Here is a 22729-nt window from a genome sequence, read left to right as displayed (position 1 = left end):
GTTGTTTGGGGCATAAGCCCAAAGCAGTGGAAGTTAGTTCACGTAATTGGGGTTTTATTGCCGGGTGGCGGCTTCGCCTGACCCGGCCTACGGTTCAAATGAGGGTTGCACGCCCGTGCGGGCGAGAGGTTATTTAAGCAAAGTTCCCCAGTTTTCCACCCAGGAATTGGATTCGCTTTCCGGTTCCGGATGTTCACCGGCATCAATCAGCAGCATCTCACCGACACGCTGGGCGCTCTGTTCCTGCAACAGCGCATCAAACTGCTTACCGCCGCCGCAGAAATTGGCATATGAACTATCCCCGAGCGCAATAATGCCGTAGTGAACGTCGGGCTGATAACCCAGCTGGTCTTTAATTCCCTGAAACAGCGGCACGATGCTGTCCGGCAGATCGCCTTGTCCCGTCGTCGAGGTTACGACCAGGATGTACTTGTCTTTGTATTTTTCCCAGTCCGCCAGTTCCGGATCTTCATAAACCGTGGCTTTATGCCCTTGATTCGCGAGGATAGCTTCGGCCTCTTCGGCAACCAGCAGCGCGTTTCCATACATTGTGCCGACAAAAATACCAATTTCCGCCATTACCTTTATCTCCAGGGACTTAAGAATCTGTCTGCTCATCCTGACCTGATGGCCCGCTGAACTCAACCCTTTCATTCTCAGGGAGAAGCCCGCGCCAGCCAAACTGTGATAGCGCCTGCATCCAGACGTTATCTAACCCGGCACGAATAATCAGTGGTTCACCGGTGAAGGGGTGCGTAAGTTCAAGCTGGCTGGCATGCAGCATTAAGCGCTGGCAGCCAAAATGTTCCGCGGCGCTACGGTTTTGTCGCAAATCACCGTGCTTACTATCGCCAATAATCGGATGACGCAAATGCGCCAGGTGACGTCTGAGCTGATGTTTACGACCGGTTTTAGGCTCCAGCTCCACCAGCCCGTAACGGGTGGTTGGATAGCGACTGGTTGCCACGGGCATTTCTACCGTCGCCAGACCGCGATAGTGGGTTACCGCAGGCTGTGGGCCTTTGTCGTCACGGGCAAATTTATCGGCAATCTTGTCCAGCTCTTCCACCAACGGATAATCCAGCACGGCATCATCCATCAGCCAGCCGCGCACAATCGCATGGTAGCGTTTTTGGATTTGATGCTGCTCAAACTGCTGTGCCAGCCGTCGTCCGGCCTCGCTGGACAGCCCCATCAACAGCACACCGGATGTCGGTCTGTCGAGTCGGTGGGCGGTAAAAACGTGCTGACCAATCTGGTCACGCACTGTTTGCATTACCACCACTTTCTCATCGCGGTCGAGCCAGCTACGATGAACCAGCCAGCCCGAAGGTTTGTTGACTGCAACCAGCCATTGGTCTTGATAGAGAATTTCCAGCATCAGGCGTCATCACGGGTAAACAGCGCATCCAGGTCCTGCAATGCCGCCAGGAGAATGTCGCGTTGCGGGTGATCGGCTGCCAGCGCCATTTCATAATACGGTGCGACGGCAAAAGCCTGAGGAAGCGGCTGCGCATTATCAAGCAGCGCATGCATGCGGGGAATCAACACCCACTGCAGCCATTCAACTGGCTCCATGGTATCCATACAAAAAGGCTGCGTGCTGGAAAACAGATGCGCTTCTGGCTCATCCATCCGCCAGTGATGATGTTCACGCAGCAGTGCTTCAAGCGCATGCAACTGCTCGCGCACACGGTCATGAGTCGTCATGAAATTAACCTCAATGATGAAAAATCTGGCGCGAAGAATAGCACTAGTAGAAAGGAAATAAAAAAAGGGAGCACTGTAAAAACAGTGCTCCCGGTTCGTTTCGCAGCATTCCAGCTACTTTTGTTGCTCCCTGCTCATCCGTGACAACTTTTCCTGTGGTCTTGCGACCTCGTTCATCCTGAACATTTGCATCCTGCTCACACCGCCCCCGATGTGAAACTTCATCCTGAAGTGTCCTGGCCATCCTGACCCGCCGAACATCCTGACCGGCTCTCATTCTCCATCCTGGAGGTGTCCTTTAACGCATCCAGCGCTTTCCTCTTTGCTTCATCCTGAAGCCTGTCCTTGTAACACCGTCCTGGTGTGTCCTACGGAAGAGCCATCATCCTGATGTTCTCTTCGTTGTGCGACTCCTTGTCGACGGAGATAGAATCGCCTGTTTCGCGTTGTCTTACAAGACACTTACAGACATACCCTAATGATTATTTTCGTATGAAAGTTGACAATAAAACATTAACTAATTGAATTATAAATAGTTAATATTATATCAGCCAATGAAGTCTTTACTGATCACCTGGCAATCTCCTACAGGGTTTGTAAGAGATCTCTCACACGCCCTAGGGCAAACTGGATTACAGAACAGGCTTAAGTTGAGTAAGAAATTCCGCAAGTGAGGCCGCCAGAACCGTGCGTTTACGGGTTCCCAGCGTTTCCTTACAGACTTCCCCAGACAAGTTGCACACTGAAATAACATCAAGTTCATTGTCCAGTGTGGCAATAAAAAGCGTAGGAGAGAGCTTAAGGCGTTTTTGCGTAACCAGGTGGCCGATCAGGTTTTCCTGTACGCGTCTGAAGTCATCTTCAGACCAGGTTTGCAGAAGAGTCAGTTTCTCATCCGCAAATTGTGCGTGCATGTCCCCGGCAAACTGGGTGGTATAAAACGCATGAACAGCGGGTTGTACCACAATATCAAAGGCGCGTTCAACCGCGTTTACATTCGGCTCGCCCACAAAAGGCTGCGGTTGCCAGTACACCGCATCGTTCGTGGAGGAGATGATGCACGGAGACGGTACGCCATACAGCTCTTCACTCAGCGGCCAGCTGTTGTTTTTTTCATGCCATGCATCGCAATAACGCGTCGTAAAGGCTGTCAACGCCTGTGCGGTCAATTCGTCCACTGATTTCTCTCTTCACAAAAGCCAGGATACACTTGTCGCATAGTGTATCTGGTTTATGACGGTGAAACATGTCTTCTTATGAAAATCATCGGGCGCTTGACGGCCTGACTCTCGGAAAATCAACGGATTACCGGGATATTTACGACGCCAGCCTGCTGCAGGGTGTTCCGCGCAGCCTGAACCGCGACCCGCTGGATCTCAAGGCCGATAATCTGCCTTTTCACGGCGCGGATATCTGGACGCTGTATGAACTGTCATGGCTGAATGCCAACGGTTTACCGCAGGTTGCGGTCGGCCATGTGGAGCTGGATTACACCAGCGTTAATCTGATTGAATCAAAAAGTTTTAAGCTGTATCTGAACAGTTTTAATCAGACGCGTTTTGACTCATGGGAACACGTCCGTCAGACGCTGGAACACGATCTGCGCGCCTGCGCGCAGGGTGATGTCAGCGTGGCGCTCTATCGTCTTGACGAGCAGGAAGGGCAGCCGATAGCCCACTTCAATGGCACCTGCATCGACAATCAGGATATCGTCATTGATAACTACCAGTTCAGCACCGACTATCTGGAAAACGCCGTGAGCGGCGACAAGGTAGTAGAAGAGACGCTGGTCAGTCATCTGCTGAAATCCAATTGCCTGATCACCCACCAGCCTGACTGGGGTTCCATACAAATTCAGTATCGTGGTCGCAAAATCGACAGGGAAAAGTTGCTGCGCTATCTGGTCTCCTTCCGCCACCACAATGAATTTCACGAACAGTGTGTGGAACGCATTTTCAATGACCTGCTGCGTTTCTGTCAGCCGGAGAAGCTGAGCGTATACGCACGCTACACGCGACGCGGGGGCCTCGATATCAACCCATGGCGCACCAACACAGATTTCACTCCCGCAACAGGCAGACTGGTGCGTCAGTAATCTTTTTTCTCAATTTTGCGTGTCGGATTCCGCGCGCAAGGTTGTGAAAGGTCATAAGCCAGGGCTATTGTAATCAGTAGAGGATGATATCTCTCGTCCCGTAAGGAGTTTACTTGATTACACATATTAGCCCGCTTGGCTCAATGGACATGTTGTCGCAGCTGGAAGTCGATATGCTTAAACGCACGGCCAGCAGCGACCTGTATCAACTGTTTCGTAACTGTTCGCTTGCCGTTCTGAACTCCGGCAGTTTGACAGACAACAGCAAAGAGCTGCTGTCTCGTTTTGAAAGTTTCGACATTAACGTGCTGCGCCGTGAACGCGGTGTGAAGCTGGAACTGATCAACCCACCTGAAGACGCGTTTGTCGATGGGCGCATCATTCGCGCGCTGCAGGCCAACCTGTTTGCCGTCCTGCGCGACATTCTTTTCGTCAATGGCCAGATCCATAACGCGGGTCGTTTTCAGCATCTGGATCTCGAAAGCTCGGTTCACATCACCAACCTGGTCTTCTCCATTCTGCGTAACGCCCGGGCACTTCACGTCGGTGAAGCGCCGAACATGGTCGTCTGCTGGGGCGGTCACTCCATCAACGAGAACGAGTACTTGTATGCGCGTCGCGTGGGCACTCAGTTAGGCTTGCGTGAACTGAACATCTGCACCGGGTGTGGTCCGGGCGCGATGGAAGCACCAATGAAAGGCGCCGCGGTCGGCCACGCTCAGCAGCGCTACAAAGACAGCCGCTTTATCGGTATGACCGAGCCGTCAATTATCGCGGCGGAACCACCAAACCCGCTGGTGAACGAACTCATCATCATGCCGGACATTGAAAAACGTCTGGAAGCGTTCGTCCGTATCGCTCACGGCATTATCATCTTCCCTGGCGGCGTGGGGACTGCAGAAGAGCTGCTGTACCTGCTGGGGATCCTGATGAATCCGGCGAACAAAGATCAGGTTCTGCCATTGATCCTGACCGGACCAAAAGAGAGCGCAGATTACTTCCGCGTACTGGACGAGTTTATCGTGCACACGCTGGGAGAAGAGGCGCGCCGTCACTATCGCATTATCATTGACGATGCAGCGGAAGTCGCTCGTCTGATGAAAAAAGCGATGCCGCTGGTGAAAGAGAACCGCCGGGACACCGGTGATGCCTACAGCTTTAACTGGTCAATTCGTATCGCACCTGATTTGCAGATGCCCTTCGAACCGTCCCACGAAAACATGGCGAATCTGAAACTGTATCCAGACCAGCCTGTTGAAGTGCTGGCTGCAGACCTGCGTCGCGCATTCTCCGGTATTGTCGCGGGGAACGTGAAAGAAGTCGGCATTCGCGCCATTGAAGAGTTTGGCCCGTACAAAATCCACGGCGACCCTGAGATGATGCGCCGCATGGACGATCTCCTGCAGGGCTTTGTTGCACAACATCGTATGAAGTTGCCGGGCACTGCGTATATCCCGTGTTACGAGATCTGCGCATAACCTTCAACACCGGGTAGCTGATGCTACCCCGGTGACAGTTTTGTCCATATCAAAGCCGGATTTGGCGCATCAGCCAACCGGCTTTTTTAGTGATACCAGTCACATAGCTCACGCAATAACATAAATATCAATTATCTTTCGTCTGACACTCCCCGAAACGCAAACGATTACCTTCCAAAGTAAACCGTGATTTATCACCGCAAATTATAATTAGTCATCAGAATCCACTAAAAACAACAGTTTTTATAGCGCAACCCTCGTATCTTCGCGCCCTGCCTTTCATGCCATATGTCGTTAATGTTAGCCTTCACGCCCGTAAATTCGCTTTGACTATTTTTTAACAGATTAATGGTCCAAATTTATCCACATAAAAGGTGGATTATTGCATTTGAGATCGCGATCACTGATACATTCATTACTTAAATGTATCTTTCCGCCCGAAAATTATTACGGCGAAAAATTATATAAAAATCGCTAAACGAATTTCGTTTTACAGTTGGGTATTTTTTCATTGGATTGAACCCAAACCCGACTTTTTAAGCTTCCTCCAGGAGAAACAGATGGAAAACACGCAAACCAGCACTATCGTTACGGGCCAGACCCGCAGCGCATGGCGCAAGACAGACACCATGTGGATGCTGGGCCTTTACGGCACGGCGATTGGCGCGGGTGTATTATTCCTGCCAATTAACGCAGGCGTTGGCGGTATGATCCCGCTGATCATCATGGCCATTCTTGCCTTCCCAATGACCTTCTTTGCTCACCGTGGTCTGACCCGCTTCGTGTTGTCCGGTAAAAATCCGGGTGAAGACATCACTGAAGTTGTCGAAGAGCACTTTGGCGTTGGCGCAGGTAAACTGATTACTCTGCTCTACTTCTTCGCTATCTACCCTATTCTTCTGGTTTACAGCGTTGCAATCACCAACACCGTTGAAAGCTTCCTGACTCACCAGTTGGCGATTACGCCGCCGCCGCGTGCAATCCTCTCTCTGATTCTGATTGTCGGCATGATGACCATCGTGCGCTTCGGTGAGCAGATGATCGTGAAGGCGATGAGCATCCTGGTATTCCCGTTTGTTGCGGCACTGATGCTGCTGGCACTGTACCTGATCCCTCAGTGGAGCGGTGCGATTCTGGAAACCCTGTCCTTTGATTCTGCGGCAACCACCGGCAACGGCCTGCTGCTGACCCTGTGGCTGGCAATTCCGGTAATGGTGTTCTCCTTCAACCACTCCCCGATCATCTCCTCCTTCGCCGTGGCGAAGCGTGAAGAGTACGGTGATGAAGCAGAGAAGAAATGCTCCAAGATTCTGGCATTCGCTCACATCATGATGGTACTGACCGTTATGTTCTTCGTCTTCAGCTGCGTATTCAGCCTGACTCCGGCGGATCTGGCTGCAGCGAAAGAGCAGAACATCTCTATCCTGTCTTACCTGGCAAACCACTTTAACGCACCGATTATTGCCTGGATGGCGCCGATCATCGCGATTATTGCTATCACCAAGTCCTTCCTCGGCCACTATCTGGGTGCGCGTGAAGGTTTCAACGGTATGGTAATTAAGTCTCTGCGTGGCAAAGGCAAGTCCATCGAAATCAATAAACTGAACAAAATCACTGCACTGTTCATGCTGGTAACCACCTGGATTGTGGCGACGCTGAACCCAAGCATCCTCGGTATGATTGAAACCCTGGGTGGCCCGATCATCGCGATGATTCTGTTCCTGATGCCGATGTATGCGATTCAGAAAGTACCGGCAATGCGTAAATACAGCGGCCATATCAGCAACGTGTTCGTTGTGATTATGGGCCTGATCGCTATCTCCGCTATTTTCTACTCTCTGTTCAGTTAATTCCCCTGCGCCGCTCTTCGGGGCGGCGCACCTCGATACACAATGGACGCCTCATGATTAGCGTATTCGATATTTTCAAAATCGGCATTGGCCCTTCCAGCTCCCATACTGTTGGCCCGATGAAAGCAGGCAAACAATTCACGGATGACCTGATTGCACGCGGAATTCTCACTGACGTAACCCGCGTAGTGGTTGATGTCTATGGCTCTCTGTCCCTGACCGGGAAAGGTCACCATACCGACATCGCGATTATTATGGGCCTGGCGGGTAATCTGCCGGATACCGTAGACATTGATGCTATCCCGGCCTTTATCCAGGATGTGAATACCCATGGACGTTTGCTGCTGGCAGACGGTCAACATGAGGTCGAATTCCCGGTTGATAAGTGCATGAATTTCCATACGGATAATCTGTCACTGCATGAAAACGGGATGCGTATTACCGCGCTGGCAGGCGAAAAAGCCATTTACAGCCAGACGTACTATTCCATCGGCGGTGGATTTATCGTTGATGAAGAACACTTTGGTTTGCCGAATAACAATCCGGTAAGCGTGCCGTATCCGTATAAATCCGCAGCCGATTTGCAACGACACTGTCAGGAAACCGGCCTGTCACTTTCCGGCCTGATGATGCAGAACGAGCTAGCCCTGCACAGCAAAGAAGAGCTGGAACAGCACTTTGCAAACGTCTGGGAAGTGATGCGTAGTGGAATTGAACGCGGTATCACCACCGAAGGTGTATTGCCGGGCAAACTGCGCGTTCCGCGTCGTGCGGCAGCGCTGCGTCGTATGCTGGTTAGCAGTGACAAAACCACAACTGACCCGATGGCAGTTGTAGACTGGATCAACATGTTTGCGCTGGCCGTAAACGAAGAGAACGCTGCCGGTGGACGTGTCGTTACCGCCCCGACGAACGGCGCATGCGGGATTGTTCCTGCGGTGCTGGCGTACTATGACAAGTTTATCCGCGAAGTGAACGCTAACTCACTGGCACGCTATATGCTGGTCGCGAGCGCCATCGGTTCCCTGTACAAGATGAATGCCTCAATTTCGGGTGCTGAAGTCGGCTGTCAGGGTGAAGTCGGCGTGGCGTGTTCTATGGCGGCAGCGGGTCTGGCAGAACTGCTGGGCGGTAGCCCGACGCAGGTATGTATCGCCGCAGAAATCGGTATGGAACACAACCTGGGGCTGACCTGCGACCCGGTTGCCGGACAAGTTCAGGTTCCGTGCATTGAGCGTAACGCCATCGCCTCGGTGAAAGCGGTGAACGCTGCTCGTATGGCACTGCGCCGTACCAGCGAGCCTCGTGTCTGCCTCGATAAAGTCATCGAGACCATGTACGAGACAGGTAAAGATATGAACGCCAAATACCGCGAAACCTCGCGTGGCGGTCTGGCGATGAAGATCGTTACCTGCGATTAATTCTCAGCACATTTTCGTATCTGTAGGCCGGATAAGGCGCTCGCCGCATCCGGCTTTTATTGCCTGATGGCGCTGCGCTTATCAGGCCTACGGATAGCACTATTTCACAATGCTCGTCTCCACTCGTCGTGAATGTTACCCTACAGACTAATTTGTTAGGGAGAACACCGTGGCCGTCCATCTGCTCATTGTCGATGCACTCAATCTCATTCGTCGCATTCACGCCGTCCAGGGGTCGCCCTGTGTGGAGACATGCCAGCACGCACTCGATCAGCTGATTGTGCACAGCCAACCCACGCACGCCGTGGCGGTATTCGATGATGAGGCACGTAACAGCGGTTGGCGTCACCAACGGCTGCCTGACTACAAAGCAGGTCGCCCACCGATGCCCGACGAATTGCATCACGAAATGCCCGCCCTACGCGCCGCTTTTGAACAGCGCGGCGTCTGTTGTTGGGTCTCGAGCGGGAATGAAGCCGATGATTTAGCCGCGACGCTGGCGGTGAAAGTCACCCAGGCGGGACATCAGGCCACCATCGTTTCGACAGATAAAGGTTATTGCCAGTTGCTCTCCCCAACATTACGCATTCGCGACTATTTCCAGAAACGCTGGCTGGACGCGCCATTCATTGAGAACGAATTTGGCGTAATGCCTCAGCAGCTGCCAGATTATTGGGGACTGGCCGGGATCAGCAGCTCAAAAGTGCCGGGCGTTGCAGGTATTGGTCCCAAGAGCGCAACACAGCTACTCGTGCAGTTTCAGCATCTGGAAGGGATTTACGCACATCTGGAAGACGTGCCGGAAAAGTGGCGTAAGAAACTCGAAATACATAAAGAGATGGCGTTTCTGTGCCGTGATATCGCGCGGCTGCAAACTGACTTACATATCGACGGAAATCTCCAGCAGCTACGCCTGGTTCGGTAGTTCTTAGGCGATAGCTCTGTTGCCGGATGGCGGTGTAAACACCTTATCCGGCCTACAAATCAATCACACTGTAGGCCGGATAAGCGCCAGGTGATTACCAGGCGGTGTGATACAGCTCGACGATATCGGCAATGCTTGCTTCACGCGGATTACCGCCAGTGCAAACATCGTCAAATGCCGCCTGCGCCAGCGCAGGGATATCTTCCTTACGTACCCCCACATCACGTAAGTGTGGCGGGATGCCGACATCGCGGTTAAGCGCAAACACAGCATCCACCGCAGCCTTACGCGCTTCTTCCAGCGTCAAACCTTCCACTTTCACCCCCATCACCCGGGCAATATCGCGGAATTTCTCGCCGGTGTATTCAGCGTTGTAGTGCATCACGTGCGGTAACAAAATGGCATTGGCGACGCCGTGCGGAGTGTTATAAAAAGCCCCCAGCGGATGCGCCATGCCATGCACGAGTCCCAGACCAACGTTTGAAAATCCCATCCCGGCAACGTACTGACCCAGCGCCATTGCCTCACCGGACTGGCTGTCACCATTAACAGAACCGCGCAACGCCCCGGCAATGATCTCAATGGCTTTGATGTGCAACGCGTCAGTAAGTGCCCACGCCGCCCGCGTAATATATCCTTCGATAGCATGGGTCAACGCATCGACCCCGGTCGCCGCTTTTAACGCGGCGGGCATACCGTCCATCATATCGGCATCAATAAACGCCACCTGCGGGATGTCATGCGGATCGACACAGACAAATTTACGCCGATTTTCTTCATCCGTGATCACGTAGTTAATGGTCACTTCCGCCGCCGTCCCTGCCGTCGTAGGGATTGCCATCACCGGTACGCTCGCAGCACGTGTTGGCGATAACCCTTCAAGGCTGCGTACATCGGCAAACTCAGGGTTATTGTGGATAATGCCAATCGCTTTACAGGTATCCTGCGGAGAACCGCCGCCTATCGCTATCAGATAATCTGCGCCACTTTGCTGAAAGACTCCCAACCCCTCCTGCACCACTGCAATTGTAGGATTCGGGATCACGCCGGAATAGATCTCCCACGGCAAACCGGCGGCATCCATACGGGATGTCACCTTATCGACAACGCCGCACTGTACCAGGTTTGCATCGGTGACAATCAAAGCCTTGCGATAACCCCGACGGATGACCTCGTCCGTTAATGCCCCAACAGCTCCCCGGCCAAACCATGCCGTTTCATTCAGAATCATTCTGTTCGCCATCGTATTTCTCCTTTTCGCTATGCGAAATTACTCTTCAATTCGTAATCCGTAAGATTTGAATTTCTCCAGCACAATGGCGATCTCTTCGTCATCCAGCACCGGCACCGGGTCGACAATCGCCAGGGTGCTCAGATACAGGCGGGCCAGAACTTCCACTTCATGCGCCAGCCATAGTGCTTTTTCCAGATTCGCTTCACAGGCAATCAACCCGTGGTGCTGCAACAACGTTGCCTTACGGCTTCTCAACGCGACGCTCACATGCTCTGACAGCTCTCGTGTACCAAACGTCGCATACGGCGCACACGGGATAGAGTTCCCCCCAGCCGCGGCAATCATGTAATGGATTGCCGGAATAGGACGGTTCAGAATCGACACGGCGGTGCAATGAATCGCATGGTTATGAACGACCGCATTGGCATCCGGGCGCGTCTGATAAGCCGCCAGGTGAAAACGCCATTCACTGGAAGGTAATTGTCCTTTATCATATTTGCCGTCGTTATCTACGAACACGATCATGTTTTCAGTGAGTCTTTCGTAAGGGATACCGCTGGGTGTGATCAGCATTCCATTTTCATAGCGCGCACTTACATTTCCTGCGGTCCCCTGATTCAACCCAAGGCGGGTCATTTCCAGGCAGGTTTCGATGATTTCACGTGATAAACGCATTCTTTCCATAATGATTCTCCGGGTACAGTTGCCCCTCGTCTTTATTGCGAAAAAATGCTGCCGCAGAGTAAGACGGGTCAGGTTTCAGGTATGAGCAGCCACTGAACAAATTTATTCAGATTCAGTTGGCCGATTTAGTTAGTGCGACGAATTATTGTTGTCTTACACGCTTAATTAGTTTCATCTCAACTTTTACAGTTTCTTTAATTGGCTGGTCATCAATAGCACTCATCATCATAGTGAAGGCTTTTTCCGCCCAGACATTTTCATCCTGCTGCATTGACCAAACATTATTCGCAAGGAATCCCAGCATCGGATGTTCATCAAATGTTCCGATATTAATATCCGGTGGAATCACACCGAAACGATTGCGAATAGCGATGACGGCACCTTCCAGCACAGGTAATGATGAGGCAATAAACGCCTGCGGACAGCCCTGTTCGTTGATCAGTTTCTCCATCAACCGGTAGCCACCATCCGGCGTATTATCCGGACCTTCCCGCACCCAGTCACGGTGAGAAATTCCATTATTATTCAATGCGTTAAGATAACCTTTTAAACGATCGCCAATACTGGGCAATCCGGTATCCCCGACTAAAAACCAGATCGGAGATTTGCCCGCATCAAACAAACTTTGCGTCAGCTTTTCACCGCCTAAAATGTTATGACTTTCAACCAGCGCGTTATCGGTATACTTAAAATCCCTGTCGAGTAGCACCATCGGTTTTCTGACCTGACGCAAATGATGTTGCTGATTCTCTAATGTTGAGGGAACAATAAAAAGGCCGTCAACATTACGAGCGATTAACGCTTTCGTTAATTTGTTTTCGTAATCAACATCATCGTAGGTACAACTAATCGTTAATTGATATCCAGAACGACGACAACGTTGTTCAAGTTTTTCGGCCAGTGTGGCAAAAAAGACGTTAGATATATTGGGCACAATCAGCCCCAACGTATCTGTTTTATTCAGTTTCAGGCTGCGGGCTGAATGGTTTATGACATAACCATACCGTTCAACGTATTCATTAATACGCGTTTGGGTTTTGACACTGATACGATATTGCTCAGCCTTCCCGTTCAGCACCAGTCGCACGGTCGTCACCGATAAATTCAGATCGCTGGCTATCTGTTCTACTGTTTTAGCCATTTATATGTCCCAGTTCACATCCAAAAACGTCAATTCACAATCATAAAAGTATTTTAAACTTTTGTCTTACTGCATAACCTGGTTAAGCGCCTGCTGTTGATCCCACATCATCAGATATGCCTGGTATTTACGGTCATAGAAGTCCTGCCGTGCCGGATTCGCTTTAATCACCTCGCCTGGGCAAACCATCGCCCGGCAGGCGGCGGGAACATCTGCCCACATCCCGCAGGCTACCGCACCGGTGATAGCCGCGCCTAACGTCACGGCATCTTCTTCCTGCAAAAGATGAATATCGCATCCGGTGGCGTCGGCATACTCTCGCAACCACAGTGGATTATGTGTTGCACCGCCACACAACGTCAGTCGAGAAATGCTATGACCGTTTTCGCGCATCACTTGCATAATGTGTCGGGTGCCGCAGGCAATCGCCTGTAATGTCGCCAGATACAGACGAGCAACCTGCATCTCGCCTCGTTCAAGCGTCAAACCGCACACGCTGCCCCGGGCATCGGGTCGCGCACGCGGGGAACGGTTACCGTGATGATCGGCCAGTACATGCAGATAACGACCAGGCTCTGACTCCTGCGCTTCCAATGCAGCCACCCACTCATTAACTAACACTATCGGATGACAACCCCGCGCCTCAGCCTTGTGATACAACTCAGCGCTGGCACCTGACTCCTGAAGCGTCCAGTCAACCAGCGCCCCGGCCGCGCTTTGCCCCCCTTCCGTCAGCCAGTAACCCGGCAGCATGGCGGACCAGTACGGCCCCCATACACCCGGTGTATGAATCTCCTGCTCGCTGCACAACATATGGCAGTTTGATGTTCCGCTGATCAGCGCCAATGTTCCCGCAGGCTCGACACCGGCAAGCGCCACGCCCCCCGCATGCGCATCAATCATGCCGCTGGCAACGACCACCGCTGTCGTCAGTCCCAGCGCCTGTGCCGCATCGGGGCTGAGCGTCCCAACGGCCGCGCCAGGGGGCAGGATCCGCGACGGAATTTTGCTCAGTAAATCGGTTAATTCAACCGCATCCAGCAGGGAGTGGCTAAAGCGTTGTTCATGTGCCAGGTAGTTCCATTTACAGGTTAAAGTACACAGACCTGCAACATCACAAGCTGTGGCTTGCCAGACCAAAAAATCCGCCAGATCGTAGAAGCGGTGTGCACTCTGCCAGGTCGCAGGGAAATGGTTTTTTAGCCACAACACTTTGGGTAGTTCCATTTCGACACTGACTTCCCCCCCGACATAGCGCAACGCCGGGTCCTGTGTCGCGTTAATACGCTGTGTCTCCTGCACCGCACGATGATCCATCCACATGATGATGTTGTGATCTGACGGTTCACCCGGTGAAACCGCCAGACCCTGCCCCTGTTCATCCAGAGCCACTAACGAACAGGTGGCATCAAACCCCAACGAGCGGATCTCCTCAACGCAAACCCCGGCTGACGACACTGCCTCCTTCACGGCATGGCAAACCTGCTGCCAGATTTCGGCAGATGACTGCTCTACCCGCTCGGGGCCTGGTCGAAACTGCGAGATAGGGAATGTCGCAAAAGCTAGCCGTTTGCCACTGGCATCAAAAACACCCGCCCTGACACTGGCGGAGCCGACATCCACTCCGAGGAAATATCCACTGCTCATAGTAGCTCCCTGACGCTGGCTAATTAGGGGGCGAATGCACCGCCCCCGCGGTCTTATTTTTTACCGAATGGGTGCAACAGCTTGTCGATTTCCGGTGTATCAATGTTCTGCGCATTAACAAATTTCACCGGAATATCAATTTCTTTCGGTACTGACTGACCTGACACGGCCGCATTCAGCGTCTTAATACCCTGATAGCCAATCTGGTACGCGTCCTGTACAACAAAGCCCTGGATCACACCAGATTTCAGGAAGGCAATGATTGCTTCGGTGCTATCAAAACCAATCACCTTCACTTTGCCTTTCAGGTTTTGACTATCAATGGCGTTCGCCACACCCAGCGTTGAGCCTTCATTAGTGCCGTAGATCCCGGCAATATCAGGGTTTGCCTGGATCATATCGATGGTTTTATCCATCGCTTTTTGCGGATCGCCATCGCTGTACTGAACCGGCAGCACTTTGATATCCGGATATTTTTCCTTCATTCTGGCCACAAAACCTTCCGAACGTTCAATTGCGGAAGAGGTTCCAGCCACGTGCGCAATAATGCCGACTTTCCCTTTGCTACCCACCTGCGCAGCGAGAGCATCTGCCGCTTCAGCCCCTGCTTTACGGTTATTCGTTGCCACAAAGCTGACCGGAATATCAGAATTTACGCCTGAGTCAAACGTCACCACCTTGATGCCGCGTGAATTCGCTGTTTCCACTAATGGAGCAAGCGCATTGGCGTCTAATGCCGCCAACAGCAACCCATTAGGTTTTTGCGCCATTGCGTTTTCAACCAACTGAATCTGCTCAGCAATCTGAGTTTCATCGGCAGGCCCAACATAGCTGGTCTTATCGCCCAACTCTTTCGCCGCCGCTTCGGTACCCATTTTTACGGTCTGCCAGAATTCATGCTGGAAACCTTTACTGACCACAGGAAGGTTCATATCTTTAGCCAGTGCGCTGGATGTCATGCAGGCCAGCAGGGATAACGCATAGACAAAATTCCTGGTTCTCATTGTTTTACTCCGTTCTGAGTGAGTCACCCTAAACGTCAGGGTTATGTTGTCCCGTGACTTCCGGGTGCGTAAATCAACGAATTTTTTTGCGTAACGTGTCGAGATAAACCGCGGCGATAACGACGACGCCCATGGCCACCATTTGCCAGAACTGCGAGACGCCCATCAGGTTCAGACCATTTTTCAACACGCTCATAATGAATGCGCCGATAATGGTGCCGCCGATGGTGCCAATTCCGCCCATCAGGCTCGTGCCGCCAATGACCACCGCAGCAATGGCTTCCAGTTCATAGCCCACGCCGACGGTCGGCTGGCCCGAGTTCAAACGAGAAGCCAGAATCACCCCGGCAATCCCGGTCAGCAGACCACAAAAGGCGTAGACGAAAATTTTGACGCGCTGGACTTTAATCCCGGAAAGATGCGCAGCAACCTCATTACTCCCCACGGCATAGACATAACGGCCAATCACCGTTTTCTTGAGGATATAGGCGGCGATCAGTGCGACAACCACGAGGTAAAAAACGGGATACGGCAGCACATCGAACAAGCGTCCCTGCGCCAGCATCTTGAAGGTGGGATAATCAGCAAAGTAAATTGCCCGGCCGTCAGTCATCACCATGTTGATGCCTCTGACGGACATCATCAGCCCCAGGGTGGCAATAAAGGGCGGAATAGTCATTTTGGTGACCAGCAATCCATTGATATAGCCGCATAATCCCCCCGCCAGCACGCCCGCCAGAATACATACCGGCAGAGGCAAACCCAGGGTGGCACTGATACCTACCGCAACACCAGAAAAGGCCACTACCGAACCGAGAGAAAGGTCGATACCTGAAGTGATAATGACGAAGGTAACGCCAATCGCCATGATGCCAATCACCGAGGTTTGCAGGGCAATTGTCATTATGTTTTCAGTGTTAAAGAAAAATGGCGAACCGAAGCTAAAAAATATTACTAAAATAATCAGACTCAAAAGCGGCGCCAGGCGCATTAAAAGTTCTTTGTTAATTTTTATTTTCTTATTATTGCTGTCTGAAGAGGTTACAGAGATAGTCATAAATTAGTCCTCTAACGTCGCATATTGCATGATTTTTTCTTGTGTGGCGTCATCAGAAGCTAACTCTCCGGTAATACGCCCATTACGCATAACTAAAATGCGATCGCACATACCCAGCACTTCCGGTAATTCAGAGGAAATCATGATAATTGATTTCCCTTTTGCCACCAGTCGATTCATTAATTCATAAATTTCAAGCTTGGCCCCCACATCAATACCGCGAGTGGGTTCATCAAAGATGAGAATGTCGGTGTCCTTGCATACCCATCTGGCAATAATAATTTTTTGCTGATTACCGCCACTTAAATTCAACGCAGCCTGTTCAAGATGCGGCGTCTTAATACGCAGTGCTTTCACTTGCTCTTCGCTGGTTTGCTGACAGCGTTTGCTATCCACGTTGCCATATCGGTTGGAATACTCGGGGTAATTTCCTAGCATAATATTGCGTTCAACGGACAATCCTAATGCCAGGCCCTCTTTTTTTCTGTCCTCGGTTAAGTAGCTAATACCCTGCTGGATGGCATCAGGAATATCCTTGATTACCGTCTCTTTACCGTTCAGCTTGATGGTTCCACTGTCGATGGGATCGGCACCAAAGATCGCCCGTGCAAGCTCAGTACGCCCGGCTCCCATCAGCCCGGCAAAACCTAAGATTTCCCCCTGATGCAAGGTAAAGTCGATATTGTTCAGTACGCCTTTGCGCGTCAGGCCACTGACTTCCAGCACCGGTTTACGCTGGGGTTGCGGCTCGCGGCGGGGATAGATATTGCCAAGGTCTCGCCCAACCATCATGGCAATCAGGTCGCTGATTTTGACCGAGTCATAATCCACTGTGGCAATAAACTGTCCATCCCGCATGACGGTAGCGCGATCGGCAATCAGCGCCAACTCCTCCAGTCGGTGCGAGATATAAACGATGCCCGTTCCCTGTTCTTTAAGTAAGCGTGTAACCCGGAATAAGCTGTCAATTTCGGTTTCCGTCAACGCCGCCGTTGGTTCATCCATAATAAGAATCTTGGCATTCACCGATATCGCTTTCGCAATCTCAACCATTTGTTGCTGAGCAACAGTGAGATCGGCAACCAGCGTGTCTGGGGAGATATTCAGGTTTAATTTTTGCAAAATATCGATAGCAGCCTGTCGCTGTTGTTTCTCATCCAGACGCCAGCGATTATTTTTGCAAAACTCCCTGCCAATAAAAATATTGTCTTCGACCGTTAGCTCAGGAAAAAGGTTAAACTCCTGATGAATAATAGTGATACCTACGTTTTGTGCGCTCAATGGGCTTGCAAACGAAACGGGTTGGTCCTCAAAAATAATATCCCCTTCATCAGGTTGATATACACCGGATAAAATTTTCATCAGGGTAGACTTTCCCGCGCCATTCTCCCCCAACAGCGCATGAACCTCACCTTTGCGTAAAGTAAAATCCACATTACTCAACGCTAATACGCCGGGAAAGCGTTTCGTAATATGACTCATCTGTAAAAATGTTTCAGACATTGCTGCTTTCCTCAATATACAGAAACTGTAATCAGTGAATCAGGCGAAAAACAGCGTTGCCAGGAAGCCATCGTCACCGTTAATGCGAATGTGCCTACAAGATCATATGCGTTTTATCAACGATGCTAACTCGAGTTAGCGATTGCCTTTTAAAGCTATTTTAGCTGCCAAAAATAGCCAAATCATTTGGTTTAAAACTGTGACACTGAACAGACAATTTATTTTATCTTATTAATTTAAAAAGAATTTAATGAAAATGTCTGTATTTGTTTATTTGACGCAGATCGAATTTTAACCACTTCTCGTGAGGTTTCTCACAGTTCCATAACAAAAAAGTTGTGCAAAAAACTCTCTAATACCTAAGCTAACTCGAGTTAGCAAAAATGGGTAATTCAGCCAACTGCGACAGTGGTGTCCAACATCCGCTTTTGCAGCACGGCATAAAGTGAGATGAGGAACCTCGAATGAAAAAAAATAGTTTACCGAAAATCGGTATTCGTCCGGTGATTGATGGGCGTCGTATGGGTGTACGCGAGTCGCTCGAAGAACAAACCATGAACATGGCAAAAGCCACTGCCGCACTGATTTCCGAGAAACTTCGTCATGCCTGCGGGGCACAGATCGAGTGCGTTATAGCAGACACCTGTATTGCCGGATTGGCTGAATCTGCCGCCTGTGAAGAAAAATTCAGTAGCCAGAACGTCGGCGTGACAATTACCGTCACGCCGTGCTGGTGCTACGGCAGCGAAACTATCGATATGGACCCCATGCGCCCGAAAGCCATCTGGGGTTTCAACGGGACGGAGCGTCCGGGTGCCGTGTATCTGGCTGCAGCCCTGGCTGCACATAATCAAAAAGGGCTTCCCGCCTTCTCTATTTACGGTCATGACGTGCAGGATGCCGGTGATACCACTATCCCTGCCGATGTTGAAGAAAAACTGCTGCGATTCACCCGGGCAGGTTTAGCCGTTGCCAGCATGAAAGGCAAAAGCTATCTGTCCGTCGGCGGCGTTTCAATGGGCATTGCAGGCTCTATTGTCGACCATAACTTCTTTGAATCCTGGCTGGGAATGAAGGTTCAACCTGTTGATATGACCGAATTGCGTCGTCGTATTGACCAGAAAATCTATGACGAAGCGGAGCTGGAAATTGCCCTGGCGTGGGCGGATAAACATTTCCGTTATGGCGAGGATCAGAACGCGCAACAGTATAAGCGAAATGAAGAACAGAGCCGTGCCGTGCTGAAAGAGAGCCTGCTGATGGCAATGTGCATCCGCGACATGATGCAGGGTAACCAGAAACTGGCAGAGAAAGGCCGGGTTGAAGAGTCGATGGGGTACAACGCGATTGCCGCCGGTTTCCAGGGCCAGCGCCACTGGACGGATCAATATCCAAACGGCGACACCGCCGAAGCGTTGCTGAATAGCTCATTTGACTGGAATGGTGTGCGTGAACCGTATGTCGTCGCCACCGAGAACGACAGCCTGAACGGTGTCGCAATGTTATTTGGCCACCAGCTCACCGGCACGGCGCAGGTCTTTGCTGATGTACGGACCTACTGGTCACCGGAAGCCGTAGAACGCGTCACAGGTAAACCGCTGACCGGTCTTGCTGAGCACGGCATTATTCACCTGATTAACTCCGGCTCTGCGGCACTGGATGGTTCCTGCAAACAGCGTGACAGCGAAGGTCAGCCCACCATGAAACCACATTGGGAGATCTCACAGCAGGAAGCAGATGATTGCCTGGCGGCGACCGAATGGTGTCCGGCGATCCACGAGTATTTCCGCGGCGGCGGTTACTCTTCCCGTTTTCTTACCGAAGGTGGCGTACCGTTCACCATGACCCGCATCAATATCATCAAAGGCCTGGGCCCGGTGCTACAAATTGCGGAAGGCTGGAGTGTGGAATTACCGAAGGAGGTGCATGCTCAGCTTGATGCTCGTACCAACTCTACCTGGCCAACAACCTGGTTTGCGCCGCGCTTAACCGGCAAAGGTCCGTTCAGCGATGTCTATTCCGTCATGGCTAACTGGGGTGCCAACCACGGTGTGCTGACGATTGGTCACGTTGGTGCGGACTTTATTACGCTCGCCGCCATGCTGCGTATCCCAGTGTGTATGCACAACGTGGAAGAAGAGAAGATCTATCGCCCTTCCGCATGGGCAGCCCACGGCATGGACAGTGAAGGCCAGGATTATCGCGCCTGCCAAAACTACGGCCCGCTGTATAAACGTTAATGCGATTCAGCCCGGTGGCGCAAGCTTACCGGGCCTACGGTTGCACAACGTGTAGGCCGGATAAGGCGTTTACGCCGCCATCCGGCACCGTCTCGGGAGTGATTATGAAGAATGACGTCATCCTGGTTCTCGACTGCGGCGCGACCAACGTGCGAGCCATTGCGGTTAACCGCCAGGGAAAAATTGTCGCCCGCGCCTCAACCCCGAACGCCAGTGATACCGCCGTCGAGAACGCTGGCTGGCATCAGTGGTCCCTCGACGCCATTGTGCAGCGCTTTGCCGATTGCTGCCAACAACTCACCACGGAACTGACCGCCTGTAACATTCGAGGGATAACGGTCACCACATTTGGCGTTGATGGCGCGCTGGTTGATGCGTATGGCAAACTGCTTTATCCGGTTATCAGTTGGAAATGTCCACGCACCGCCGCCGTCATGGCCTCGATCAGCCAACGGATATCCCCTCAGAAATTACAGGATATATCCGGCGTTGGCGCGTTCAGCTTCAACACGCTGTACAAGCTGGTATGGTTTAAAGAGAATCACCCGCAATTGCTCGAACAGGCACACGCCTGGCTATTTATTTCATCACTGCTCAACCATCGCCTCACCGGTGAGTTCACCACAGATATCACCATGGCCGGTACCAGTCAGATGCTGGATATTCATCAGCGCGATTTCAGTGTTGATATTTTGCAGGCTACCGGGATACCACGCCGACTGTTTCCACGTTTAGTTGAAGCGGGAGAGCAGATCGGCACGTTGAAAAATGACGCGGCAAAGCAACTTGGGCTCACCGCGGGCATTCCGGTTATCTCTGCCGGCCACGACACGCAGTTTGCGCTCTTTGGCGCAGGCGCGCAGCCAGATGAACCCGTGCTCTCTTCCGGTACATGGGAAATACTGATGGTACGCAGCGCTCAGGTGAATACTGCCTTACTCAGCGACTATGTGGGGTCTACCTGTGAACTGGACAGCCGGCCGGGACTCTATAACCCCGGTATGCAGTGGCTGGCTTCCGGCGTGCTTGAGTGGGTACGTAAGTTGCTGTGGACACCCGACACCCCCTGGCAAACGCTCATTGATGAAGCGCAGGCCGTCCCGGCGGGCGCTGAAGGGATAACCATGCACTGCGACCTGCTTGCCAGTCCGCGTGCCGGCTGGCAGGGCGTCACACTTAACAGCACCCGCGGACACTTCTACCGCGCTGCGTTGGAAGGATTGACGGCCCAGTTGCAGCACAATCTACACACACTGGAAACCATCGGTCATTTCAACGCAACAGAGCTACTTCTGGTTGGTGGAGGAAGTCGTAATGCACTATGGAATCAGATAAAAGCGAACGTTTTGGGTATTCCCATCAAAGTGCTGGATGATGCCGAAACGACGGTTGCCGGTGCAGCGATGTTTGCCTGGTCCGGTGTCGGCGAATTTGCCTCTCCCGAGCAGGCTCGTGCGCAGGTGGACTATCAATATCGTTACTTCTATCCACAAACAGAACCCGTATTCACAGGAGTCGAGTGACATGCTCAAAACGATTTCCCCCTTAATTTCCCCTGATCTGTTAAAGGTGCTGGCTGAAATGGGTCACGGTGATGAGATTATCTTTTCCGACGCCCACTTTCCGGCCCACAGTATGGGGCCACAGGTGATCCGCGCCGACGGCCTGCAGGTCAACGACCTGTTACGGGCGATTATTCCGCTGTTTGAACTGGACAGTTATGCCCCACCACTGGTGATGATGGCCGCCGTCGAAGGAGACTCGCTCGCCCCCGACGTAGAAGCGCGATATCGGCAGGCACTGTCATTACAAACACCTTGCCCGGACATCACGCGCATTGACCGTTATGCATTTTATGAACGCGCACAAAAAGTATTCGCAATCGTTATTACAGGGGAGCGGGCAAAGTACGGAAATATCCTGTTAAAAAAAGGGGTAACGCCATAATCTCTTACCTGAATGCCCGGCAGGTACGGGCATTCATCGCATGATGGGGTGAGAAAACATGAAAGCAGCACGCCTGCAAGCAATCCTGAGTCTGTTGAGCAACCATAAAAGTCTGACGACTGAAACCTTATCCTCACTGCTCAATGTCAGTAAAGAAACTATCCGTCGCGATCTTACGCAACTGCAGGCACAGGGTAAGGTACTGCGTCATCACGGGCGCGCCAAAGTGATACATCGGGTAAACCAGGACTGCGGCGAGCCGTTTCATATCAGACTGAAAAGCCATTATTCCCACAAAGCAAATATCGCCAGAGACGCGTTAACGTGGATAGAGGAAGGTATGGTGATCGCGCTGGATGCCAGCTCTACTTGCTGGTACCTGGCTCGCCTGTTGCCAGACATTAACATTCACGTATTTACGAATAGCCAACCGATTTGCCTCGAATTGGGAAAACGTGAAAATATTCAGTTGATCAGTTCCGGTGGTCGACTTGAGCGCAAATACGGTTGCTACGTTAATCCATCGCTCATCTCGCAGCTAAAGCCGCTTGATATCGACCTGTTCATCTTTTCCTGCGAGGGGATCGACCGCGACGGTACACTCTGGGATTCAAATGCTACCAACGCCGATTTTAAATCCATCCTGCTTAAGCGTGCGGCGCAGTCATTATTATTGATTGATAAGAGTAAATTTAATCGCTCGGGTGAGGCGCAGATTGGGCATCTGGAACATGTGACGCATATTATTTCAGATACAGAAATGATTGAAACAATCCAGGCCGGATGAGGCGTT

At 51.7% G+C, this 22729-nt stretch carries 20 protein-coding genes; 9 read left to right on the top strand and 11 right to left on the bottom strand.

All coding sequences use genetic code 11. The annotated features are described in order from the left end of the window. Nucleotides 1-129: 129 nt before the first annotated feature. The 4 genes from FDX19_RS11045 to syd form a co-directional block, all read right to left on the bottom strand. Entirely contained in the window at nucleotides 130-579 is a 450-nt protein-coding gene (locus FDX19_RS11045; RefSeq protein ID WP_137382734.1) for a flavodoxin, read from the bottom strand. 19 nt (nucleotides 580-598) lie between these two features. After that, entirely contained in the window at nucleotides 599-1381 is a 783-nt protein-coding gene (gene truC, locus FDX19_RS11040; protein ID WP_137382733.1) for a tRNA pseudouridine(65) synthase TruC, read from the bottom strand. Continuing rightward, complete coding sequence (locus FDX19_RS11035; RefSeq protein ID WP_137382732.1) at nucleotides 1381-1710, bottom strand: YqcC family protein; 330 nt, start codon at nucleotides 1708-1710, stop codon at nucleotides 1381-1383. Before FDX19_RS11035 ends, truC begins: the two co-directional genes overlap by 1 nt. Before the next feature lie 632 nt (nucleotides 1711-2342). Then, nucleotides 2343-2888, bottom strand: coding sequence for a SecY-interacting protein (gene syd / locus FDX19_RS11030; RefSeq protein WP_137382731.1), 546 nt, complete (start codon nucleotides 2886-2888; stop codon nucleotides 2343-2345). A gap of 68 nt (nucleotides 2889-2956) precedes the next feature. Between syd and queF the strand changes: the two genes are divergently transcribed. The 5 genes from queF to xni all read left to right on the top strand — a co-directional run bounded on the left by queF (nucleotide 2957) and on the right by xni (nucleotide 9479). Further along, nucleotides 2957-3805 carry an NADPH-dependent 7-cyano-7-deazaguanine reductase QueF gene (gene queF / locus FDX19_RS11025; RefSeq protein WP_137382730.1) on the top strand — a complete coding sequence of 283 codons (849 nt, stop codon included), beginning with the start codon at nucleotides 2957-2959 and terminating at the stop codon, nucleotides 3803-3805. 113 nt (nucleotides 3806-3918) lie between these two features. After that, nucleotides 3919-5283, top strand: a complete 1365-nt coding sequence (ppnN, locus tag FDX19_RS11020; protein ID WP_005130941.1) for a nucleotide 5'-monophosphate nucleosidase PpnN — start codon at nucleotides 3919-3921, stop codon at nucleotides 5281-5283. 560 nt (nucleotides 5284-5843) lie between these two features. Then, nucleotides 5844-7133 carry an HAAAP family serine/threonine permease gene (locus tag FDX19_RS11015; RefSeq protein WP_005130942.1) on the top strand — a complete coding sequence of 430 codons (1290 nt, stop codon included), beginning with the start codon at nucleotides 5844-5846 and terminating at the stop codon, nucleotides 7131-7133. A gap of 53 nt (nucleotides 7134-7186) precedes the next feature. After that, entirely contained in the window at nucleotides 7187-8554 is a 1368-nt protein-coding gene (locus FDX19_RS11010; protein WP_137382729.1) for an L-serine ammonia-lyase, read from the top strand. A 169-nt stretch (nucleotides 8555-8723) separates the two neighbouring features. Next, nucleotides 8724-9479, top strand: a complete 756-nt coding sequence (gene xni, locus FDX19_RS11005) for a flap endonuclease Xni (protein WP_137382728.1) — start codon at nucleotides 8724-8726, stop codon at nucleotides 9477-9479. 94 nt (nucleotides 9480-9573) lie between these two features. Here xni and fucO read toward each other — a convergent pair whose 3' ends face one another. The 7 genes from fucO to FDX19_RS10970 all read right to left on the bottom strand — a co-directional run bounded on the left by fucO (nucleotide 9574) and on the right by FDX19_RS10970 (nucleotide 17749). Next, complete coding sequence (gene fucO, locus FDX19_RS11000; RefSeq protein ID WP_137382727.1) at nucleotides 9574-10722, bottom strand: lactaldehyde reductase; 1149 nt, start codon at nucleotides 10720-10722, stop codon at nucleotides 9574-9576. Nucleotides 10723-10749: 27 nt separating this feature from the next. Beyond that, a complete protein-coding gene (gene fucA / locus FDX19_RS10995; RefSeq protein WP_137382726.1) occupies nucleotides 10750-11397 on the bottom strand; it encodes an L-fuculose-phosphate aldolase in 648 nt (215 codons plus the stop codon). A gap of 142 nt (nucleotides 11398-11539) precedes the next feature. Then, nucleotides 11540-12538 (bottom strand): LacI family DNA-binding transcriptional regulator, encoded by a 999-nt coding sequence (locus FDX19_RS10990; protein ID WP_137382725.1) that lies wholly within the window; start codon nucleotides 12536-12538, stop codon nucleotides 11540-11542. A gap of 66 nt (nucleotides 12539-12604) precedes the next feature. Then, the gene (locus FDX19_RS10985) at nucleotides 12605-14185 is read right to left on the bottom strand and encodes an FGGY-family carbohydrate kinase (RefSeq protein WP_137382724.1); all 1581 of its coding nucleotides are present in this window, start codon (nucleotides 14183-14185) and stop codon (nucleotides 12605-12607) included. Between the two features lie 53 nt (nucleotides 14186-14238). Then, entirely contained in the window at nucleotides 14239-15189 is a 951-nt protein-coding gene (locus tag FDX19_RS10980) for an ABC transporter substrate-binding protein (protein ID WP_061068495.1), read from the bottom strand. Nucleotides 15190-15262: 73 nt separating this feature from the next. Further along, nucleotides 15263-16246: an ABC transporter permease gene (locus FDX19_RS10975; protein ID WP_003034055.1), complete on the bottom strand. Its 984-nt coding sequence runs from the start codon at nucleotides 16244-16246 to the stop codon at nucleotides 15263-15265. Between the two features lie 3 nt (nucleotides 16247-16249). Further along, nucleotides 16250-17749, bottom strand: a complete 1500-nt coding sequence (locus FDX19_RS10970) for a sugar ABC transporter ATP-binding protein (RefSeq protein WP_137382723.1) — start codon at nucleotides 17747-17749, stop codon at nucleotides 16250-16252. 464 nt (nucleotides 17750-18213) lie between these two features. Here FDX19_RS10970 and fucI point away from each other — a divergent pair, with 464 nt between their 5' ends. From fucI to fucR, 4 genes are all read left to right on the top strand, one after another. Further along, the gene (gene fucI, locus FDX19_RS10965; RefSeq protein WP_137382722.1) at nucleotides 18214-19989 is read left to right on the top strand and encodes an L-fucose isomerase; all 1776 of its coding nucleotides are present in this window, start codon (nucleotides 18214-18216) and stop codon (nucleotides 19987-19989) included. Nucleotides 19990-20093: 104 nt separating this feature from the next. After that, nucleotides 20094-21512 (top strand): L-fuculokinase, encoded by a 1419-nt coding sequence (gene fucK, locus FDX19_RS10960; protein ID WP_137382721.1) that lies wholly within the window; start codon nucleotides 20094-20096, stop codon nucleotides 21510-21512. A 1-nt stretch (nucleotide 21513) separates the two neighbouring features. Next, nucleotides 21514-21936, top strand: coding sequence for an L-fucose mutarotase (gene fucU, locus FDX19_RS10955; RefSeq protein WP_137382720.1), 423 nt, complete (start codon nucleotides 21514-21516; stop codon nucleotides 21934-21936). Between the two features lie 58 nt (nucleotides 21937-21994). Further along, the gene (gene fucR / locus FDX19_RS10950) at nucleotides 21995-22723 is read left to right on the top strand and encodes an L-fucose operon activator (RefSeq protein WP_137382719.1); all 729 of its coding nucleotides are present in this window, start codon (nucleotides 21995-21997) and stop codon (nucleotides 22721-22723) included. Nucleotides 22724-22729 lie beyond the last annotated feature (6 nt).

Source organism: Citrobacter sp. wls619 (assembly GCF_005281345.1).
Classification (GTDB): domain Bacteria; phylum Pseudomonadota; class Gammaproteobacteria; order Enterobacterales; family Enterobacteriaceae; genus Citrobacter.
This window is presented reverse-complemented; position numbering and strand designations above follow the sequence as displayed.